We start from the raw sequence: 18,041 nt of genomic DNA on the forward strand, positions 1-18,041 counted from the left end.
TCTCGCCGACCCACTCACCCATCGCCACCTGACGAGTCTGGCCCTGCCGCTGACGCGGCAGGGCCAGAACCCAAGATCTTCATGAGCCTTCTAGGACAGCCCGCCCGCCACGACCGCGAGCGCCGAGCGCAGGGTCGCCCTGAACTCGGCCTCCGCCGTGGCCGCGTCCATCGTCCGGTCGGCGACGCGCCAGACGTGGTACTCGGCGGCCGCGCGCAGGGCCGCGTTGAGCGCGGCCGCCTGGATGGTGGTCCGCAGGTCGTCGGCGGGGACCCCGGCACGTTCGGCGAGGGCGCGGGCGAAGGCCGGTTCGGCCTCGTCGTAGGACTGGAGCCACTCCGCGCGCAGGCCCGGTTCGCTGCGGGTCAGCCGGATCAGGGCGCCCATGGTGGCATGGTCCGGGCTGTGCACCAGGCTGCCGTCCATCACGGCACCCTCCAGTGCGTCCTCCAGGGGCCGGCCGGGGCGCCAGGCGCGCAGACCGTCGGCGACGGCTTCGATGCCGGCCGCGAACAACGGCCTTACGCAGGCTTCCTTGCTCGGGAAGTAGCGCCACACCGTGCGTGCCGAGATCCCGACCGCCCGGCCGATCTGCTCGCCCGTGGTCGCGGCCACCCCCTGGACGACGAACAGGTCCACCGCGACGCGGGCGATCTCCAGCCTGATCTCGGCCTTGCGCTCCTCGGTCAGGGGCGGGCGTCCCGTGCGTCCCGCTGCTGCGGTCATCTGCTCCTCCGGTGCCGGCGACTGGTGATCGGAATTCTCCCCGAGGAGGCGTGCGGCGGAAAATTCCCGTCGCGACTTCATGTCACTCAGAGACATTAAGTCGTATGGTGTGACCGCACCGGGGCGCAGTGCGCCCTCGAACCACCTGACAGGAGCACCACATGACCAGCGGACTCGACGGGCGCGGCGTCATCGTCACCGGCGCGGGATCGGGGATCGGGCGGGCCACCGCCCTGGCCTTCGCCAGGGAGGGCGCCCGGGTCCTGGTCGCCGACCTGAACGCCGAGGCCGCGGGCACGGCGGTCGAGGAGATCGAGAAGACGGGCGGCACGGCCGTGGCCGTCACCGGTGACCTCAGCGAGCAGTCCGTGGTGGACCGGGTGGTCGCGACCGCCGTGGAGCGGTTCGGCGGGGTGGACGTCCTGGTGAACAACGCCGGGATCATGGACCGGATGTCGGCGCTCGCGGACGTCGGCGACGCGGAGTGGGAGCGGGTGATACGCGTCAACCTCACCGCGCCGTTCCTGCTCACCCGGGCGGTGCTGCCGCACATGCTGGCGGCGGGCCGGGGCGCCATCGTCAACACCGCCTCCGAGGCCGGTCTGCGCGGCAGCGCGGCGGGCGCCGCCTACACGGCCTCGAAGCACGGTGTCGTCGGCCTGACCAAGAGCCTGGCGGTGATGTACCGCAACCAGGGCATCCGGGCCAACGCGATCGCCCCCGGCGGCACCAGGACCGGGATACAGATCGACCTGGAGGACGGCGCCCACGGGCCGGCCGCGCTCGGCCCGTACTTCGGCAACGTGGGCCAGGTCTCCGAGCCCGAGCAGCAGGCGGCGGCGATCGTCTTCCTGGCCTCGGACGCGGCCGGCAACATCAACGGCGCGATCCTGCCGGTGGACAACGGCTGGGCGGCCGTCTGACCCGCGCCGCCGGAGGTGCGGCCGCCCTGCCCTGCCCGCGGTTTCGGCGTCGGCCGACCGGCCCGGTCAGTCGTCCTCGGCGAACTGCGCCGCCAGCCGCTCCCCCTCCGCCTCCGCCGCCTCGCGGTTCTCGATGGGCTCGACCCCGGAGTCCTTGAAGACGATGTAGGTGACGCCGGACGGCACCCCGCCGGCCCGCGGGTCGGGGTTCATGCCCAGTGCCTTCGCGGTGGCGTACGAGGCCTCGCCGATGATGTCGCGCGGTCCGGTGTCGCCGACGACGGCGTACTGCACCCGGTCCTTGTAGATGACCGCGGCGACCGCGCCGCCCCGGACGCCGGACGCCCGGTGGTTCCAGCGGTCGCTGACGCCGGGTACGACGACGTAGGGCAGCTGCTCGGCGTTGAGCTGGCCGCCGTCGGACTGCTGGAAGGCGGTGGCGGCGGAGAACGCCGGGTCGGCGGCGCGGTTGCAGTGGGCGGTGGTCTGGCCGTCGCAGTCGATGTCGAGGTCGGCCTTCCAGAAGACGGCCTGCCGGGTGCCGCACACGGGGACGGTGGCGGCGGTGCCGGCGTCGGAGCGGTAGCGGCCCTTGGAGACCTGGGCGCAGTCCTGCACCCGGGCCAGCAGGTCGGTGGCGGTGATCCGGTGCCGGTCACCGGAGGCCGCGTAGGAGGCGGCGGGGGCGGGCAGTGTGGCCGGGGCGAGCAGGGCGGCGCCGGCCGCGGCCAGCGTCAGCGACTGGACACGCACGATGAGGGACCCTTTTCGTGGGGGACATGGAGTCACCGGAACAATCTGGTGCGGGTCCGGCGGCCGGGCCAGCAAGCAGAGGGCGTACAGGGCCGTTCGGAGCAAGGAAACTGACACTTCGTGAGAGGTCACCGGGGGCCGGGGCGCTGAGCCGGTGTCAGCCCAGTCCGCCCCGGCCGCCCGTGCCGGCGCGGGATCAGCGACGACAGCGTTCCGCGCCACAGGCGCGAACTCCCCTGTTCTCCGGGGAAGTTCGACCGCAAGGCACTCAGCATACGTAACCCTCCCCCGCCGTCTGCAATACGGCCCTCTTGATGTCCGCATGCCGGGCAGGTCATATTGGTCCGGACCATTGCCGTGCTGCCGTCCCCGGGGAGGCGGAACCGTGCGCCGAGTTGCCGTCGTGGTCTGCGTCCTGCTGTGCGTGTCGTCCTGCGGCTGGGGCGGGGCCGCCGACGGTGACAGCGGCCGGCTGCCCGGTGCCCCGACGGGGGTCACGGCGGCGGCCGGGAGCGCCACCAGCGTGCACGTCATGTGGAACGCGCTGCCGGACGGTTCCGGGATCGGTGGCTACGAGGTATATCGCGGCACCACGAAGGTCGAGGAAGTGCCGGGGTCCGAGCACATGGTGGACGTGACCAGGCTCAGGCCGTCCACGGTGTATGTGTTCACCGTGCGAGCCCGGGGCGGGGACGGCAGCCTCGGGCCGCGCAGCCGTGCGGTGCGGGCGACCACACCGGCGATGGTCGCGGCGGACCGCTCGGCCCCGACCCGTCCCACGCGGCCGGACGGCCGGGCCGTGGGCAGCCGCGCGGTACAGCTGTCCTGGGGCGCCTCGAAGGACGACCGGGCCGTGGTGTCGTACGACATCTGGCAGGGCGGCGCCAAGATCCACAGTGTGGGCGGGAACCAGACCGCGACGGTGGTCACCGGGCTGCGGCCGGGCACCCGCTATGTCTTCACCGTCCGGGCCCGGGACGCGGCCGACAACCTCTCGCCCGCCAGCACGGCGGTACGCCTCACCACGCCGGGCAGCGGCGACGGGCGGGACACCGCGCCGGCCTCCTTCACGGCGCGGACCCACGAGGAGAGCGGCGCCTACTACCTCGACCTGGCCTGGGATCCGCCACAGGTGGACGGTGTGGTCACGGAGTACCAGATCCGGCTCGACAGCGGTACGACCACCTCCCTGGTGTGGGGAGGCACCCCGCCGAAGGGCCGTGCGACCTATAGCTTCTATGTGGGCCGGGACCATGGGGCCGTGCACCGGGTGCGGCTCCGGGCGCGGCTGCCGGACGGCACCTGGGGCGGCTGGTCGGTGGAACGGACCGTGACGACGGGGGCCTGACGCGCATCCGGGCCTGGGCCGGACGGAGGAAGAAGTCACCTGGTCGGTCGCCCTCCGGGTGCGGGACCCGCCGGGGCCCCGTTCGCTGAACCTGTGGCAGCACGGGCGTTTCCCGACCCTCGGCGGCGCAAGGGGTTCCGCCAACCGTGCCGCCGGAGGACAGCCCATGCGCACTACACGACTTCTCCTCCGCTCCGGCCTGACCCTGGCGGCTGCCGCCGCGTTCCCTACCTGGCTCGCCGGCCCGTCCGCCGCACTCACGGGCATCTCGGTGAGCACCATCGGCACCACGGTCTCGGTGGTCACCAGCGCCTGCACCCAGAGCAACGGCAGCTGGGGCAACGCCTCGCTGCTCAACAGCGGCCAGACCGCCTTCGCCCAGGGGCGGCAGGTGGCCCTGGCGGGCACCACCGTGAGCCAGTCCGCGGCCTGGTCGGGAGTGTCGCCGGGCACCTACACGGTGGTCGTCGTCTGCTCCAACGGCGGTACGGCGGGCACCCAGTCGGTGATCGTGTCCGGAGCGAACGCGGCACCGACGACCTCCTCCACCACCAGGTCGGCCGCGCCGGCCACGCCCGCCCGGGGCGTGATGGGCGGTCTGGGCGGCGCCGCCCGCGACTACGGGCCGCTCACGCTGGGCATCGGCGCGGCGCTGGTCGGCTCGGGCGTCATCGCCACGGGCTGGTACCTGCGCAAGCGCTCGAAGCCGTACCGGCTCTAGTGACCTGAGTCGTTGATGCGTCGGCAATAGCCAGCGAGGCTGTCGAGGATCTGGTCGGCGGTCTTGTGCCAGACGTACGGGCGTGGATTGTCGTTCCAGTCCTTGATCCAGGTGCGGATGTCGCGTTCGAGGGCGGGGACGGAGCGGTGGACGCTGCGCCGGAGCTTCTTGCAGGTGAGCTCAGCGAACCATCGCTCGACCAGGTTCAGCCAGGACGATCCGGTCGGGGTGAAGTGCAGGTGGAAGCGGGGGTGGGCCAGCAGCCACCTGCGGACCGGCTCGGTCTTGTGGGTGCCGTAGTTGTCCACGATGAGGTGGACATCCAGGCCGTCCGGCACTTCCCGGTCGAGCTTGGCGAGGAACTTCCTGAACTCGGCGGTGCGGTGCCGGCGGTGGAGCGAGCCGATGACCCGGCCGCTTGCCGCGTCCAGCGCGGCGAACAGGGTGGTGGTGCCCGCGCGGAGATAGTCGTGGCTGCGGCGTTCGGGCACTCCGGGCATCATCGGCAGCACCGGCTGGGACCGGTCCAGTGCCTGGATCTGCGACTTCTCATCCACACACAGCACCAGAGCCCGCTCCGGCGGGTCGAGATACAACCCCACCACGTCATGGACCTTGTCCACGAAGAACGGGTCGGTGGACAGCTTGAACGACTCGGTACGGTGCGGCTTGAGACCGAAGGCCCGCCAGATCCGCGACACCGTCGACTGCGACATGCCGGCCCGCCGGGCCATCGACCGCGTCGACCAGTGCGTGGCGTTCTTCGGCCTTGTCTCCAGGGTGAGCCGCACCAGTTCGGCAACCTGCTCGTCGGTCACCGTCCGCACCCGGCCGGGCCGGGGCGCATCACCCAGCCCGTCCAGCCGGTGGGCGACGAACCGGGCCCGCCACTTGGAGACCGTCTCGGTGGTCACCCCGACCTGCCGGGCCACCGAACTGGCCGACCGCGGCAACAACCCGTCCGGCGCGAGCTCGGCACACGCCAGCACAATCCGCGCTCTCAACGCCAGGGCCTGCGGCGTGGATTGGGCCCGCACCCACCCCCCGAGCACCTCACGCTCATGCTCGGACAACACCAGCTCGGCCAACCGCGGCCCCGGACGCCCCATGCATATCAAACGACGCATCAACGACTCAGGTCACTAGGGCCTGTCCGGCGGACAGCCCTCAGGGCAGGTCGGGGAGTTCGCCGAACTCCTCCAGGGCGTGGCTCAGCCACTGTGTCCAGAAGGTCTCCAGGTCGATGCCGGCCCGCAGCACCAGGTGCCGCAGCCGGTCCTCGGGGGCGTCCTTGCCCGGTGGGAAGTCGCGGCGCTGGATCTCCTCGTACTCGGCCAACTGCCGTCGGTGCAGCTCCAGATGGCGGTGCAGGTCGGCTTCGAGGCCGTCGGTGCCGACGACCGCGGCCGCGCGCAGCCGCAGCAGGAGCACGTCCCGCTGCGGCTTGGGGTCCTGGGAGGCGGCGGTCCAGCGGGCCAGTTCGGCGCGGCCCGCGGGCAGGACCTCGTAGCTCTTCTTCTGCCCGCGGGCCGGCTGCTCGGCCGGCAGGGTGCGGATGTAGCCCTCGGCCTCCAGTTTTCCGAGCTCGCGATAGATCTGCTGGTGCGTGGCCGACCAGAAGTAGCCGATCGACCTGTCGAACCTGCGGGTCAGCTCAAGCCCCGACGACGGCCTTTCGAGCAGGGCGGTGAGGATCGCGTGCGGGAGTGACATGGGCTCATCCTAGGGACGGCCGCTCACAGGGCGGCCGCCAGCTCGGTGCCCTGCTTGATGGCCCGCTTGGCGTCCAGCTCGGCGGCGACGTCGGCGCCGCCGATGAGGTGCGCGCTGCAGCCGGCGGCGACCAGTTCCTCGTACAGGCCCCGGCGCGGTTCCTGCCCGGTGCACAGCACCACGGTGTCGACCTCCAGGACCGTGCTCTCCCCGTCGACGGTGACGTGCAGTCCGGCGTCGTCAATCAGGTCGTACCGCACGCCCGGGACCATGGTGACGCCGCGGTGCTTGAGTTCGGTGCGGTGGATCCAGCCGGTGGTCTTGCCGAGTCCGGCGCCGACCTTGCCGGTCTTGCGCTGGAGCAGGTGGACGGTGCGCGGGGGCGCGGGGCGCTCGGGTGCGGTCAGACCACCGGGGCCCTGGTACTCCATGTCGACGCCCCAGTGCCTGAAGTACGTCGCCGGGTCGTCGCTCGCCTTGTCGCCGCCGTCGGTGAGGTACTCGGCGACGTCGAAGCCGATGCCGCCGGCGCCGAGGATCGCGACCCGGTCGCCGACGGGGGCGCCGTCGCGCAGCACGTCGAGGTAGCCGAGGACGCGGGGGTGGTCGACGCCGGGGATGTCGGGGGTGCGCGGGCTGACGCCGGTGGCGACCACGACCTCGTCGTAGCCGGTGACGTCCTCGGGCTCGACGGTCGTGTTCAGGCGTACGTCCACGCCGTGGGCGTCGAGCTGGTGGCGGAAGTAGCGCAGGGTCTCGTCGAACTCCTGCTTGCCGGGGACCTTGCGGGCGACGTTCAGCTGGCCGCCGATCTCGCCGGCCGCGTCGAACAGGGTGACCTCGTGGCCGCGTTCGGCGGCGGACACCGCGCAGGCGAGGCCGGCCGGTCCCGCGCCGACCACCGCGACCCGCTTCTTCAGCCGGGTCGGGGCGAGGACCAGTTCGGTCTCGTGGCAGGCGCGCGGGTTGACCAGGCAGGAGGTGATCTTCCCGCCGAAGGTGTGGTCGAGGCAGGCCTGGTTGCAGCCGATGCAGGTGTTGATGGCCTCGGGCGTGCCGGCCGCGGCCTTGGCGACGAAGTCGGGGTCGGCGAGCATCGGGCGGGCCATGGAGACCATGTCGGCGAAGCCCTCGGCGAGCAGCTCCTCCGCGACCTCCGGGGTGTTGATGCGGTTGGTGGTGACCAGCGGGACGGACACGGCGCCCATCAGCTTCTTGGTGACCCAGGTGTAGGCGCCGCGCGGGACCGAGGTGGCGATGGTCGGGATGCGGGCCTCGTGCCAGCCGATGCCGGTGTTGATGATGGTCGCCCCGGCGGACTCGACGGCCTTGGCGAGGGTGATCACCTCGTCGAGGGAGGAGCCGCCGGGGACCAGGTCCAGCATGGAGAGCCGGTAGACGATGATGAAGTCGTCGCCGACGGCCTCGCGCACCCGGCGGACGATCTCGACGGGGAACCGCATCCGGTTCTCGTACGAGCCGCCCCAGCGGTCGGTGCGGCGGTTGGTCGGGGCGGCGACGAACTCGTTGATCAGGTAGCCCTCGGATCCCATGATCTCGACGCCGTCGTAGCCGGCCTGCCGGGCGAGGCGGGCGGCGCGGACGTAGTCGTCGATGGTGCGCTCGACGTCGGCGTCGGTCAGCTCACGGGGCGGGAAGGGGCTGATCGGGGCCTGGAGGGGGCTCGGGGCGACCAGGTCGCGGTGGTAGGCGTACCGGCCGAAGTGCAGGATCTGCATGGCGATCCGGCCGCCCTCGCGGTGCACCGCCTCGGTGACGGCCCGGTGCTGCCCGGCCTCCTCCTCGGTGGTGAGCTTGGCGCCGCCCTCGTACGGCCGGCCCTCGTCGTTGGGCGCGATGCCGCCGGTGACGATGAGGCCGACTCCCCCGCGGGCCCGGGCCGCGTAGAACTCCGCCATCCGCTCGAAGCCGCGCTCGGCCTCCTCCAGGCCCACGTGCATGGAGCCCATGAGCACGCGGTTGGGCAGTGTGGTGAAGCCCAGGTCGAGGGGTTGCAGCAGGTGCGGGTAACGGCTCATCGGGCCCTCCGTGCGCGGTGTCGTCACCGTAGTTGTAGAGGACCGCGCACGGATTATGCAACTAGTTGCACAATGGCATCGGCACGACGTGTCTCAGATCACCGGTCACCGGCTTTCGAGCAGGACGTGCAGCTCCCTCTCCTGGTCGCCCGAGGCGGAGGACAGGTTGCGTACGGCGAACAGGGAGTCGAGAGTCGTGTGGAGCCGGCTGATCGCCCAGTAGCCGCCCTGCGCGTCGGCCTCGACCGTGGCCGAGAGCCGGGGCGGCAGGGTGCACTCGTGGGCGTCGGTGACCTCGAACGTGCCGAGCCACACCATCGGGCGGGTCTCGTGGAGCTGTTGCGGCACGTCCTCGGCGGCCCGGTCGGACTCGAAGCACTGGCACAGCGCGTCGAACACGATCCGGGCGTCCTCCTTGCTGCATCCGCTGATCTCCAGCGAGACGGGTTCCTCGTGCAGTCGCTCACGGACCATCGTGATCGCTCCTCTCATGGCGATGGCGCGGTAGCACGGGTTCCCCCGCGAACCACGCCATGCCAACAGAAAAGCACCACTTTCGGGGCATGCACCACCCGTGAAGGGGGCTCAGCTCCGGGTGAACTTGTAGGTCTTGCTGTCCGTGAGGATGCAGATGCTGGGCGACATCACGATGACACGCAGGGTGCCGGTGCGGCGGTCGTAGTCGATGCCCTCGACCTCGAAGGTGCCCGAGCAGGAGCTGCGCAGCGGGAGCTGGCGCAGCGCCGTGACATGCCCGGTGACGTTGCCGGAGCCGGGCTGCGCGGACAGGTCGATCTGCAGGAGCGGCTTGGTGTAGCCGAAGAGGCTTCCGTCCGGGTCGTCCGAGGAGCACAGCAGGGTGGTGGCACCGGCGAAGTCGCAGCCCTGCACGTCGCGCACGGCGTGGTCCAGGTTGACGACGGACGCGAGCGGGAGGTTCGCGGACGGCGAGGTGCTCTTGTTGGCGCCCGGCGTCGGGAAGACCAGGAAGCGGGTCATCGTGCCGTACTCGCCGGAGAGCATGTACTGGCTGTCCGGCGTGATGGCGGACCAGGAGTTGTTGAGGGCCTCGCCGGAGGCGAGCGTGTGGACGTACTCCGACCAGGTGCCGTCGGGGGCCTGCACCCGGTACATCTTGGCGGTGCCGGAGTCCGCCTGGTAGGGCTCGACGTAGTAGCCGTCGTAGGACTCGTCGGGGTCGCCGACGTGGTTCCAGCCGCGGCTGGAGACGCTGATGGGGATGGTTCCGATGCCGGTGTACCGGTTCGCACTGTTGGCGGGGACCTCGACCGACGTCAGACCCTGGCTCTCGGTGAGCGCATCGGCATGGTCGGAGCCGGTCTCGGTCCAGGTGTCGGCCGCGGAGGCCGGAGCGGCGGTCGCGAGGACCAGGGTGGTGGCGAGGGCGACCAGGGCGGTCAGGCCTGCGCGACAACGTTGCCGGGTGGACGCGGGCATGGAAGCGTACTCCTCGGTAGCTGGGGGGTGGGACGCGCGTGCGCCGGTCAGTCTGGCGTGGGCCCGACGGGCATGTACAGACCAATGACGGGACGGGAAGGTGAACTCACGCCCCGGCCGCCCCTGTGGTCGCTTCGCCGTACGGATGCCGCCGTGTTGAGAGATGGTGGAAAAGTCGGCGGCGGCGTCGGAGAGTCGGGTGTGAGCGCGATAGAACAAGGGGAGTCGGCACGGGGGACGGCGTGCCGTGCGGAGGTTCGAAGGCGGTGCGTGCGATGAGTCCAGCCGAGGCTTCGGTGCCGGGGGGCCGGGAGCCCGTGCGCGGACCCGTGCGGCCGGGCGGGCTCCTTGACGTCCTGAGCGTGGCCTCGGTGGTGCTGGACGCCAAGGGGCGCATCGTGCTGTGGAGCCCACAGGCGGAGGAGCTGTTCGGCTACACGGCGCGGGAGGCACTGGGTCAGTACGCGGCCCGGCTGATGGTGGACGAGCGCCACATCGAGCTGGTCGGCAAGCTGTTCGCGGACGTGATGAGCACCGGGCGGAGCTGGGCCGGCGGTTTCCCGATCCGGCACAAGGACGGCACCACCCATGTGGTCGAGTTCCGCAACATGCGTCTGATGGACGACAACGGCGACGTGTTCGCGCTGGGTCTGGCCGCCGACCAGTCGACGGTGCGCCGGCTGGAGCAGGACGTGGCGCTGTCCGAGCGGATCGTGAAGCAGTCGCCGATCGGGCTGGCCGTCCTCGACACGGAGCTGCGGTTCGTGTCGGTCAACCCGGCCCTCGAACAGATGAACGGCGTCCCGGCCGAGGAGCACGTGGGGCGGACGATCCGCGAGGTGCTGCCCTTCCTGGACGCCGACGCGCTGGAGTCTGCCTACCTGCGGGTGCTGCGGACCGGTGAGCCGGTCATCGACGAGTCCGCGGTGGGCCGCACGCCGGCCGACCCGGACGAGGAGCACATCTGGTCGGTGTCGGTCTACCGGCTGGAGGACGCGCTGGACAACGTGCTGGGCGTGGCCACGTCGGTGGTGGACATCACCGAGCCGTACCGGGCCGGGGTCGAGGCCGAGAACGCGCGCCGCCGCCTGGCCGTGATCGCCGACGCCTCGGCCCGTATCGGCACCACCCTGGACCTGGACCGCATCGCCCGGGAGCTGGCCGACGTCGCCGTACCGGAGCTCGCCGACGTGGCAGCCGTGGACCTGCTGGACACGGTGGCCGAGGGCCGGACCGGCACGCTCGGCCCGGGAGAGCCGGCCGTGCTCCGGGCACTCGCCGTACGCGCGGAGCAGGAGGCGGACGCGGTCCAGGCCGCCGACGCGCCCGGCACGGTCGCCCGGTACGCGCCGGACCGCCTGATCACCGAGTGCGTACGCACCGGGGAGGCCGTCGTCGTCCCGCAGGTCAAGGACGAGGACCTGGCGCGGATCGCCCCCTCCGGCGAGGCCGCGGTCCTGCTGGGCCGGGCCGGGGTGCACTCGTATCTGGCCGTGCCGCTGATCGCGCGCGGCGAGGTGCTGGGCGCCCTGGACCTCAGGCGCACCCGCAATCCGGCGTCCTTCGACGACGACGATCTGCTACTGGCCCGGGAACTGGCGGCGCGGGCGGCCGTGCAGATCGACAACGCCCGCTGGTACCAGAGCGCCCGCACCACCGCCCTGACCCTCCAGCGCAGCCTCCTGCCGACGCATCCCCGGGTCACCTTCGGCCTGGAGGTCGCCTCCCGCTACCAGCCGGCGGGCGCCACCGTCGAGGTGGGCGGCGACTGGTTCGACGTCATCCCGCTGGAGGGCGGCAGAACGGCCCTCGTGGTGGGCGACGTGATGGGCAGCGGCATCAACGCGGCCGCGACGATGGGCCGGCTGCGCACCGCGACGACCACCCTGGCCTCGCTCGGCCTGGATCCGGCGGTGCTCCTCGAACACCTGGACAAGACCACGTCGGGCCTCGACCACTCCATCGCGACCTGCGTGTACGCCGTGTACGACCCGCATCTGCGCCGGTGCCGGATCGCCAACGCCGGCCATCTGCCGCCGGCCCGTCTCCGGCCCGGCCGGCCGCCGGAACTCCTCGACCTGCCCACCGGAGTCCCGCTGGGCGTGGGCGGGATCCCCTTCGCCACCACGACCGTCGACTTCGAACCGGGCGACGAGCTGGTGTTCTACACCGACGGCCTGGTCGAGACGCGCACGCACTCCCTGGACGAACGGCTGGACGAACTGCTGGCCCTGCTCGACGATCCCGCCCGCCCGCTGGAGGAGGCCTGCGACCTGCTGCTGCGGGAGCTGCACCACCCCGACAACCACGACGACGTGGCGCTGCTCATCGCGCGGGCACGGGAACTGCCTTGACCGCCGGGACGCCAGGGCTCCGGGTGCTCCGCGCGCGGATTCATCGAATTCACAGGGACTGATTACCAGGTTCTTATCGGCGAGCTCCCACAATTCACAGAGAGGCATGCATCGCGCGATGCCGCGTGCCGTTCGCCGATGGGAGCGAGCCGTGACGCACGAACCGGAGCAGGAAGACCGCCGTGACGTCGACGGAACCGAACCGTCGATCCCCCCGATGCCCGACCGTCCCCCGCAGGGCGCCGCCCCGGAGTGGGAAGCCCCGTCGGAGGCCCTCGCCGGGCCGGGACCCGACCGTGAGCCGGGCGCGCCGCTGCGCGACCTGTGGCGCCGCCAGTCGATCCGCGTGCGGGCGGTGACCGTGGCCTTCGTCGCCGGGGCGCTCGCCCTGGGCGGCACGGTGGCGTTCGCCGCCGGCTCGGGCGACAGCGGCTCCGCCACGCCCCCGGCCGCCTCCGGCGCGCCGTCGGCGCGGCCCTCGGCGCCGGACGGGCGCGGGCCCGGGCCCGGCTGGTTCGGAATGGGCGGCGGCATGGGCGTGCACGGCGAGGCGACCGTCAAGGACCCGGACACCGGCAAGTACGTGGTACGGGTCTGGCAGCGGGGCACCGTGCAGAAGGTGGACGGTGACCAGGTCACGGTGAAGAGCGACGACGGCACGTCGTGGACGTGGACCGTGGGCTCGGACGTCAAGGTGCGGGGCGACTCCGACGCGCTGAAGAAGGACGCGACGGCCTTCCTGATCGGCACCCGCGCCGACGACGGCAAGCTGACCGCGTCCGGCGCCCTCTCGGGCGACTTCATGGGCATGGGCCGCGGCGGCATGCACGACCGCGGCGGCCCGTGGCAGGGCCCCGGCGACCGCTCACCCTCACCGAGCCCTTCGGGGAGCGGGGCCACCACCTAGGAGTTCTTCGCAGTCCGGGCCCGATGGGCCGCGACCGTCGTCCGGCTCGCGCACGCATTGGAGCAGAACCGGCGTGTCCGGTTCCGTGACTGGTCCACGAAGTAGTTGTCGCACCCGGCCGCGGCGCACCGCCCCAGCGTCACCGCCGGATCCCCGGCCGCGACCAGGGCGAGCTTGGCGGCGATCAGCTGGCCGACCCAGCGCTTGGCCGGGGTGCCGTTGCGGCTGAAGTGGATGTGCCAGCCGCCGAGGCCGTCATGGTCGGACAGGTGCATGTCCGGCGGATAGTCCCGCAACAGGCGGTGCACGGCTTCGGGGGCGGCGCCGTCGACCGACTGCGCCAGGGCCGTGCGCACGAGGTCCGGCAGCTCGCCGTAGTCGCCGCCCGGCGGCGGGGTGATCTCGTGCTCCGCGAAGAACGCGGCGACCAGTTCGCCGTGCTGGTCGAGGGTCCCGGTATTGGCCAGCTCCACGGCCAACCGCGTCAGGTTCCCAATGTAGTCACCGTATTGCACTTGACCACCTACATCGCCGCTTCCTAACGTAGGCGCCTTGCTACCGGATGACACCTACATAGCCCGCCGCCTGCTGCTGCTCGGGGAGTGGGACGCCGCGCTCGCCGCCCTGGGCCCGGACACCGAGCCCGAGCTGCGCGCGGAGATCGCCGTCGACCGCTGGTTCTTCCGGATCGAGGGTCATGAGGAGGCGGAGAAAGCCGTCGCGGCGCTCGATCCCGCATCGCCGACCGCTCACTTGCTCACGGCTCGGCTGGCCTACAGCCGCCTGCTGTTCCGACGCGACCCCCGCGCCGACGACCGCGCCGTGGCCGAGGCCGGCTACCGCGCGGCTGCCGAGAGCGGCGACGAGAAGCAGCGCGGCTGGGCCGAGTACCACTGGGCCGTCCTGCTGGACAACATCGACGAGGACCCGGCCGGCGCCCTCCCGCGCTACGAGACGGCTCTAGGGATCGCGACGAGGTCCGGCGACGGCTGCTTCGAGTCCTACATCATCCGGCACCTCGCACCGCACAAGGAGCCCGCCGAGCGGATCGCGATGCTGCGCCGCTCACTTCACCTGCGCGCCGCGCTCGGTGCCCGGCCCCAGACCATCGCCGCGCAGGCCCTTCTCGCGGACCACCTCCCCGAAGACGACCCCGAGCGAGCCGAGCTCATGCGGACTTCCCGCCCGGGTGCGGCAGAACTGCGCATCGGCTGGCTCCTGTCCGAGGCCTGACCCGCCGAGCATCCCGGACCGCGAACCAGGCGTGGCGAGAACTGGCGACCCGCTACGACAGAACGCCCGACAGCCCCCGGCGGGGCTTCAGCCGCGTGGCGCCTGGTCGCGTACGCCGATCACGACGTTCGCGTACAGCTCCTCCGAGGCGGCGAGCCGAGTGGTCAGGCCGGCGCGGCGGAAGGTCTCGACGGCGTCCTCGGCCTGGCGCTCGCTCGTCTCGACCAGGACGCAGCCGCCGGGTGCGAGCCAGTCGCGCGCGCCCGTGGCGACCCTGCGCAGCACGTCGAGACCGTCGCCGCCGCCGTCGAGGGCGACCAGCGGCTCGTGCTCGCGGGCCTCGGCGGGCAGCAGCCCCACCTCGTCGCTGGGGACGTAGGGCACGTTGGCCGCGAGGATGCCGGTCCGGCCGCGCAGGGCGGCGGGCAGGGCGTCGAAGAGGTCGCCGACGTGGGCGTGGCCGCCGTAGGGGGCGATGTTGCGGCGGGCGCAGCCGACCGCGGCCGGGTCGATGTCGGCGGCGTGCAGTTCGACGTCCCCGAGGGCGGCGGCGAGGGCGGCGCCGACCGCACCGGATCCACAGCACAGGTCCACGACGACGGACGCTCCAGGGGCCTGGGCCAGGGCCTGGTCCACCAGGAACTCGGTGCGGCGGCGGGGCACGAACACGCCGGGTTCCACGAGGATCCGCAGCCCGTGGAACTCCGCCCAGCCGAGGACGTGTTCGAGGGGCTGTCCGGCGGCTCGCCGGTCCACCATGGCGGCCAGTTCGTCCGGGGTACGGGCGGTGTCGAGGATCAGCTCCGCCTCGTCCTCGGCGAAGACGCAACCGGCGGCGCGCAGCGCGGAGACGACGGCGGTGGTGACGGTATCGGAGTCGGAGAGTGAGGTCATCACCGGGAGCCTATCCGGACGGCGGGGAGCCGGTCAGACGGTTTACCGGGCGGGCCAGCGGACGGACGAGCGGACCGCCCGCCCGACGGACGGGCGGGCGGGCGGGGCAGTCGTACGGTGGGGCGGTCAGACGCCGACCGCTTCCGCGGTCTCCTCCTCGGATTCCTCGGCCTCCTCGGCCTCCTCGGCCTCCGCAGCCAGTTCGGCCAGTCCGGCAGGGGAGTCGGGTACGGTCACGGCGGCGGCCGGGGCCGCCTTGGTCCGCTCGTAGGCCGCCGCGATCGCGGTGACCGCGAGGCCGGCCAGCAGCCAGACCGCGAGGGTCCACACGTTGCGGCTCAGGCCGTCGCTGCCGAAGTACAGCAGGCTGCGGACGCCCTCGACGAAGCCGGCGCCGTTCCAGAAGGCGTGCAGGGTGCCGAAGAAGCCGTTCTGCAGCTCGGGGCGGAACAACCCGCCGGAGCTGGTGAAGTTGAGCATCACGAACAGCACCATCATGGTCAGCGTGGTCCACCGCTTGAGGAAGGTGTGCAGGCCTACGCCGATGAGGAGGATGCCGGCGGAGTAGAGCCAGGCCATGCCCCAGACCCCGGCCAGGTCGTGGTGGGCCAGGTGGAACACCGGTCCGGCGAGGAACGCGCCGATGCCGCTGACGACAGCGGAGACACCGAGGGCCAGCAGGGCGCGTATCCGCATGGGGAGCGCCGCACCGGCCGTGCCGAGGGCGGCGACCGAGGCGTAGGAGCCGATACTGACAGCGATGAGGAGGAAGAAGAGGCCCTGTCCGGTGGGGTCGTCGGCGACCGGCTCGGCCACGTCGGTGACCTTGAGGGGGACGCCCTGCTTGTCGGCGACCGGGGTGAAGACCTTCTCGACGGCCGTGGCGCCCATGTCGGAGGCGGCGCTGGCGACGATCAGCTCCGGAGCCTTGGCGCTCGGCACATAGGCGCCGGTCACGGTACGGGACTCAAGAAGGTCGACGGCCGCGGCGCGGGTGGGGACGGTACGGACGTCGAGCTTGTCGCCGGCCGTGTCCTTGATGGTCTGCGCCAACACCTTCGCTTCCGGTCCGGCTCCGACCACGGCCACCGGCATGTGGTTGGGCTCCGGGTGGACGAACGCACCCATATAGGCGAGCCCCATGCCCAGGCACATCAGCAGCGGGGTGATCAGGTGCGTGAGCACATGGCGCAGAGCCGGCGACCTCATCGCGTACGACCTCCAGATCCTTGCGGCCAAACTGGTTGGCTTATACAACTCACGGTCAAGTTGTACTATACAACTAGACCGTCGGAGGAGGTATTCCCGTGACAACGGCGGAGACGGCAGTCGAGACCATCCAGCGCGAGATGACGATCTTCGCGCGCCGGGCGCGGGCGTCGGCCGGGCGCATGCACCCCGAGCTCTCGCTGGTGTCGTACACGCTGCTCGGGCATCTGGAGGAGCGCGGCGGCTGCCGGGCCACCGATCTGGCCGCGCACTACGCGCTGGACAAGTCGACGGTCAGCCGGCAGGTGGCCGCGCTGGAGCGGTCGGGGCTGATCGAGCGGCGCCTGGACCCGGAGGACCACCGGGTCCAGGTGCTGCATCTGACGGAGGCCGGGCAGGAGATCCTGGCCCAGGTCACGCAGAGCCGCCGGGCCGCCTTCCGGGAACGGCTGGCGGACTGGCCGGAGGCGGACCTGGTCAGGTTCGCCGGATACCTGGAGCGCTACAACGCCGGGACCTCGGCGGGCTCGGCCGGCGACTGACCGAGCGGCTCCGGCACCCGGGCCGCGATGAAGGCGGTACGTCGGCGCAGCCGGAAGCCGAGCGACTCGTACAGGCGGATCGCGGTGGTGTTCTCGGCGCCGGTGTGCAGGAAGGGTGTCTCGCCGCGTTCCCGGATGCCGTACGCGACCGCGCGGATGAGCCGGGTGGCGAGGCCCTCGCCGCGGTACGCCGGGTCGGTGCAGACCGCGCTGATCTCGGTCCAGCCCGGCGGGTGCAGCCGCTCCCCCGCCATCGCGATCAGCTTGCCGTCGCGGCGGATGCCCAGGTAGGTGCCGAGTTCGATGGTCCGGGGCAGGAACGGACCGGGGCGGGTGCGCTCGACCAGGTCGAGGATCTCCGGTACGTCGGACGGTCCCAGCCGGACCGCGGCCGGCTCCGGGACCGCTTCCATGCCCTCGTCCACCAGTTGCACGCCCGCGATGTTCATGGTGAGCTCCCACCCCTCCGGGAGCTCACCGCGGTACCCGGGCAGCGGGACCTCGGCGCCGGGGCCGGCCAGAGCGGCGAGGTCCGCCCAGTCGTCCGCGTCGGGAGCGTCGGGCAGCGCCAGCCACGGGGAGACGTCGACGGGGTAGCGCAGGATCCGACCGCGCCGCTCGGCGAAGAGGGCGTGCGGGCCGGTGAGGGAGGCGCGGGCGGGGTTGTCCAGGATGTGCGGGGCGCCCTCGCGGGAGTTCCCGCGGGAGTTCGGGACGCTCATATGGCGACCTCGATCACGATCTTGCCGGTCTCCTCGACCACACCGGCGGCCTTGCCGCCGACGACGACCGGGAAGCGCGCCTCCCCCTCACCGGGGCGGCGGATGCCGATGCGCGGCCTCCGGTCGACGGGGTCGGCCCCCGCAGTGCGGACCGCGGCGAGCAGTTCACCGGGGCCGGGAACGGGCGGGTCCGCCTCGGCGCAGGCCTTGGTCTCGGGTCCGCCGTGCCTGGTGCAGACGTACGCCTTGGGCATCGTGTTTCCTCGCTCTCTGGTGCTGTCGCCGGTGTCCCGGCAGCGGCACTCAGCGCCAAGGACGAGTACACGGCGGCTATTCCCGTACCCGAGGATCGTTCATACGGCCGCAATGATCTGGTCCCTGACCTGCGCCCTTCACCGTCCCGCCGGCACCTCCGGGTGTTCGTTCCCGGCCCCCACCGCACGGCACTCCCCTTCTCCGGCACCCACGACTACGATGCGCGGGCTCGCTCGTCGAGGGC

19 protein-coding genes are annotated in these 18,041 nt (G+C 72.1%); 7 read left to right on the plus strand and 12 right to left on the minus strand.

Annotated elements, in window-relative coordinates; genetic code table 11:
* Nucleotides 1-90 precede the first annotated feature (90 nt).
* Entirely contained in the window at nucleotides 91-726 is a 636-nt protein-coding gene (locus ACFWPS_RS24580; protein WP_383708306.1) for a TetR/AcrR family transcriptional regulator, read from the minus strand.
* 161 nt (nucleotides 727-887) lie between these two features.
* Between ACFWPS_RS24580 and ACFWPS_RS24585 the strand changes: the two genes are divergently transcribed.
* Nucleotides 888-1,649 carry an SDR family NAD(P)-dependent oxidoreductase gene (locus tag ACFWPS_RS24585; RefSeq protein ID WP_383708307.1) on the plus strand — a complete coding sequence of 254 codons (762 nt, stop codon included), beginning with the start codon at nucleotides 888-890 and terminating at the stop codon, nucleotides 1,647-1,649.
* A 66-nt stretch (nucleotides 1,650-1,715) separates the two neighbouring features.
* Here ACFWPS_RS24585 and ACFWPS_RS24590 read toward each other — a convergent pair whose 3' ends face one another.
* Nucleotides 1,716-2,402, minus strand: a complete 687-nt coding sequence (locus ACFWPS_RS24590) for a glycoside hydrolase family 75 protein (protein WP_383708308.1) — start codon at nucleotides 2,400-2,402, stop codon at nucleotides 1,716-1,718.
* Between the two features lie 385 nt (nucleotides 2,403-2,787).
* Between ACFWPS_RS24590 and ACFWPS_RS24595 the strand changes: the two genes are divergently transcribed.
* Complete coding sequence (locus ACFWPS_RS24595; RefSeq protein WP_383708309.1) at nucleotides 2,788-3,750, plus strand: fibronectin type III domain-containing protein; 963 nt, start codon at nucleotides 2,788-2,790, stop codon at nucleotides 3,748-3,750.
* 166 nt (nucleotides 3,751-3,916) lie between these two features.
* Nucleotides 3,917-4,471: a hypothetical protein gene (locus ACFWPS_RS24600; RefSeq protein WP_383708310.1), complete on the plus strand. Its 555-nt coding sequence runs from the start codon at nucleotides 3,917-3,919 to the stop codon at nucleotides 4,469-4,471.
* Here ACFWPS_RS24600 and ACFWPS_RS24605 read toward each other — a convergent pair.
* The 5 genes from ACFWPS_RS24605 to ACFWPS_RS24625 all read right to left on the minus strand — a co-directional run bounded on the left by ACFWPS_RS24605 (nucleotide 4,468) and on the right by ACFWPS_RS24625 (nucleotide 9,681).
* Nucleotides 4,468-5,580 carry an IS630 family transposase gene (locus tag ACFWPS_RS24605; protein ID WP_383708311.1) on the minus strand — a complete coding sequence of 371 codons (1,113 nt, stop codon included), beginning with the start codon at nucleotides 5,578-5,580 and terminating at the stop codon, nucleotides 4,468-4,470. The two genes, ACFWPS_RS24600 and ACFWPS_RS24605, sit on opposite strands and share 4 nt — an antisense overlap.
* 58 nt (nucleotides 5,581-5,638) lie before the next feature.
* Nucleotides 5,639-6,184 (minus strand): PadR family transcriptional regulator, encoded by a 546-nt coding sequence (locus ACFWPS_RS24610; protein ID WP_383708312.1) that lies wholly within the window; start codon nucleotides 6,182-6,184, stop codon nucleotides 5,639-5,641.
* Between the two features lie 23 nt (nucleotides 6,185-6,207).
* Complete coding sequence (locus ACFWPS_RS24615) at nucleotides 6,208-8,223, minus strand: FAD-dependent oxidoreductase (RefSeq protein WP_383708313.1); 2,016 nt, start codon at nucleotides 8,221-8,223, stop codon at nucleotides 6,208-6,210.
* 105 nt (nucleotides 8,224-8,328) lie between these two features.
* The gene (locus ACFWPS_RS24620) at nucleotides 8,329-8,697 is read right to left on the minus strand and encodes a hypothetical protein (protein WP_383708314.1); all 369 of its coding nucleotides are present in this window, start codon (nucleotides 8,695-8,697) and stop codon (nucleotides 8,329-8,331) included.
* A gap of 111 nt (nucleotides 8,698-8,808) precedes the next feature.
* Nucleotides 8,809-9,681: a hypothetical protein gene (locus tag ACFWPS_RS24625; RefSeq protein WP_383708315.1), complete on the minus strand. Its 873-nt coding sequence runs from the start codon at nucleotides 9,679-9,681 to the stop codon at nucleotides 8,809-8,811.
* 275 nt (nucleotides 9,682-9,956) lie between these two features.
* Here ACFWPS_RS24625 and ACFWPS_RS24630 point away from each other — a divergent pair, with 275 nt between their 5' ends.
* Together ACFWPS_RS24630 and ACFWPS_RS24635 are read left to right on the plus strand one after the other, a co-directional pair.
* Nucleotides 9,957-12,035: a SpoIIE family protein phosphatase gene (locus tag ACFWPS_RS24630; RefSeq protein ID WP_383708316.1), complete on the plus strand. Its 2,079-nt coding sequence runs from the start codon at nucleotides 9,957-9,959 to the stop codon at nucleotides 12,033-12,035.
* A gap of 151 nt (nucleotides 12,036-12,186) precedes the next feature.
* Nucleotides 12,187-12,942 carry a hypothetical protein gene (locus tag ACFWPS_RS24635; RefSeq protein WP_383708317.1) on the plus strand — a complete coding sequence of 252 codons (756 nt, stop codon included), beginning with the start codon at nucleotides 12,187-12,189 and terminating at the stop codon, nucleotides 12,940-12,942.
* On the opposite strand, the gene ACFWPS_RS24640 is transcribed toward ACFWPS_RS24635, so the two are convergent.
* Nucleotides 12,939-13,415 (minus strand): CGNR zinc finger domain-containing protein, encoded by a 477-nt coding sequence (locus tag ACFWPS_RS24640; protein ID WP_383708396.1) that lies wholly within the window; start codon nucleotides 13,413-13,415, stop codon nucleotides 12,939-12,941. The genes ACFWPS_RS24635 and ACFWPS_RS24640 overlap by 4 nt on opposite strands.
* Before the next feature lie 79 nt (nucleotides 13,416-13,494).
* Between ACFWPS_RS24640 and ACFWPS_RS24645 the strand changes: the two genes are divergently transcribed.
* A complete protein-coding gene (locus ACFWPS_RS24645) occupies nucleotides 13,495-14,175 on the plus strand; it encodes a hypothetical protein (protein WP_383708318.1) in 681 nt (226 codons plus the stop codon).
* An 87-nt stretch (nucleotides 14,176-14,262) separates the two neighbouring features.
* On the opposite strand, the gene ACFWPS_RS24650 is transcribed toward ACFWPS_RS24645, so the two are convergent.
* Nucleotides 14,263-15,069 carry a putative protein N(5)-glutamine methyltransferase gene (locus ACFWPS_RS24650; RefSeq protein ID WP_383708319.1) on the minus strand — a complete coding sequence of 269 codons (807 nt, stop codon included), beginning with the start codon at nucleotides 15,067-15,069 and terminating at the stop codon, nucleotides 14,263-14,265.
* A 126-nt stretch (nucleotides 15,070-15,195) separates the two neighbouring features.
* Nucleotides 15,196-16,278, minus strand: a complete 1,083-nt coding sequence (locus tag ACFWPS_RS24655; RefSeq protein WP_383708320.1) for a hypothetical protein — start codon at nucleotides 16,276-16,278, stop codon at nucleotides 15,196-15,198.
* Nucleotides 16,279-16,418: 140 nt separating this feature from the next.
* Between ACFWPS_RS24655 and ACFWPS_RS24660 the strand changes: the two genes are divergently transcribed.
* Nucleotides 16,419-16,820: a MarR family winged helix-turn-helix transcriptional regulator gene (locus ACFWPS_RS24660; protein WP_383708397.1), complete on the plus strand. Its 402-nt coding sequence runs from the start codon at nucleotides 16,419-16,421 to the stop codon at nucleotides 16,818-16,820.
* Here ACFWPS_RS24660 and ACFWPS_RS24665 read toward each other — a convergent pair.
* On the minus strand, nucleotides 16,781-17,542 hold the full coding sequence (locus ACFWPS_RS24665; RefSeq protein WP_383708321.1) for a GNAT family N-acetyltransferase: 762 nt from the start codon (nucleotides 17,540-17,542) through the stop codon (nucleotides 16,781-16,783). The two genes, ACFWPS_RS24660 and ACFWPS_RS24665, sit on opposite strands and share 40 nt — an antisense overlap.
* Complete coding sequence (locus ACFWPS_RS24670) at nucleotides 17,539-17,796, minus strand: hypothetical protein (RefSeq protein WP_383708322.1); 258 nt, start codon at nucleotides 17,794-17,796, stop codon at nucleotides 17,539-17,541. Before ACFWPS_RS24670 ends, ACFWPS_RS24665 begins: the two co-directional genes overlap by 4 nt.
* Nucleotides 17,797-18,041 lie beyond the last annotated feature (245 nt).

The sequence above is a fragment of the Streptomyces sp. NPDC058457 genome, assembly GCF_042720695.1.
In the GTDB taxonomy this organism is placed as follows: Bacteria; Actinomycetota; Actinomycetes; order Streptomycetales; family Streptomycetaceae; genus Streptomyces.

Bases quoted from the DNA above. Each gene is read 5' to 3' on its own strand.
- ACFWPS_RS24580 (WP_383708306.1), bottom strand. From the start codon at position 726: ATGACCGCAGCAGCGGGACGCACGGGACGCCCGCCCCTGACCGAGGAG.
- ACFWPS_RS24585 (WP_383708307.1), top strand. From the start codon at position 888: ATGACCAGCGGACTCGACGGGCGCGGCGTCATCGTCACCGGCGCGGGA.
- ACFWPS_RS24600 (WP_383708310.1), top strand. From the start codon at position 3,917: ATGCGCACTACACGACTTCTCCTCCGCTCCGGCCTGACCCTGGCGGCT.
- ACFWPS_RS24605 (WP_383708311.1), bottom strand. From the start codon at position 5,580: ATGGGGCGTCCGGGGCCGCGGTTGGCCGAGCTGGTGTTGTCCGAGCAT.
- ACFWPS_RS24610 (WP_383708312.1), bottom strand. From the start codon at position 6,184: ATGTCACTCCCGCACGCGATCCTCACCGCCCTGCTCGAAAGGCCGTCG.
- ACFWPS_RS24615 (WP_383708313.1), bottom strand. From the start codon at position 8,223: ATGAGCCGTTACCCGCACCTGCTGCAACCCCTCGACCTGGGCTTCACC.
- ACFWPS_RS24620 (WP_383708314.1), bottom strand. From the start codon at position 8,697: ATGGTCCGTGAGCGACTGCACGAGGAACCCGTCTCGCTGGAGATCAGC.
- ACFWPS_RS24625 (WP_383708315.1), bottom strand. From the start codon at position 9,681: ATGCCCGCGTCCACCCGGCAACGTTGTCGCGCAGGCCTGACCGCCCTG.
- ACFWPS_RS24630 (WP_383708316.1), top strand. From the start codon at position 9,957: ATGAGTCCAGCCGAGGCTTCGGTGCCGGGGGGCCGGGAGCCCGTGCGC.
- ACFWPS_RS24650 (WP_383708319.1), bottom strand. From the start codon at position 15,069: ATGACCTCACTCTCCGACTCCGATACCGTCACCACCGCCGTCGTCTCC.
- ACFWPS_RS24655 (WP_383708320.1), bottom strand. From the start codon at position 16,278: ATGAGGTCGCCGGCTCTGCGCCATGTGCTCACGCACCTGATCACCCCG.
- ACFWPS_RS24660 (WP_383708397.1), top strand. From the start codon at position 16,419: ATGACGATCTTCGCGCGCCGGGCGCGGGCGTCGGCCGGGCGCATGCAC.
- ACFWPS_RS24665 (WP_383708321.1), bottom strand. From the start codon at position 17,542: ATGAGCGTCCCGAACTCCCGCGGGAACTCCCGCGAGGGCGCCCCGCAC.
- ACFWPS_RS24670 (WP_383708322.1), bottom strand. From the start codon at position 17,796: ATGCCCAAGGCGTACGTCTGCACCAGGCACGGCGGACCCGAGACCAAG.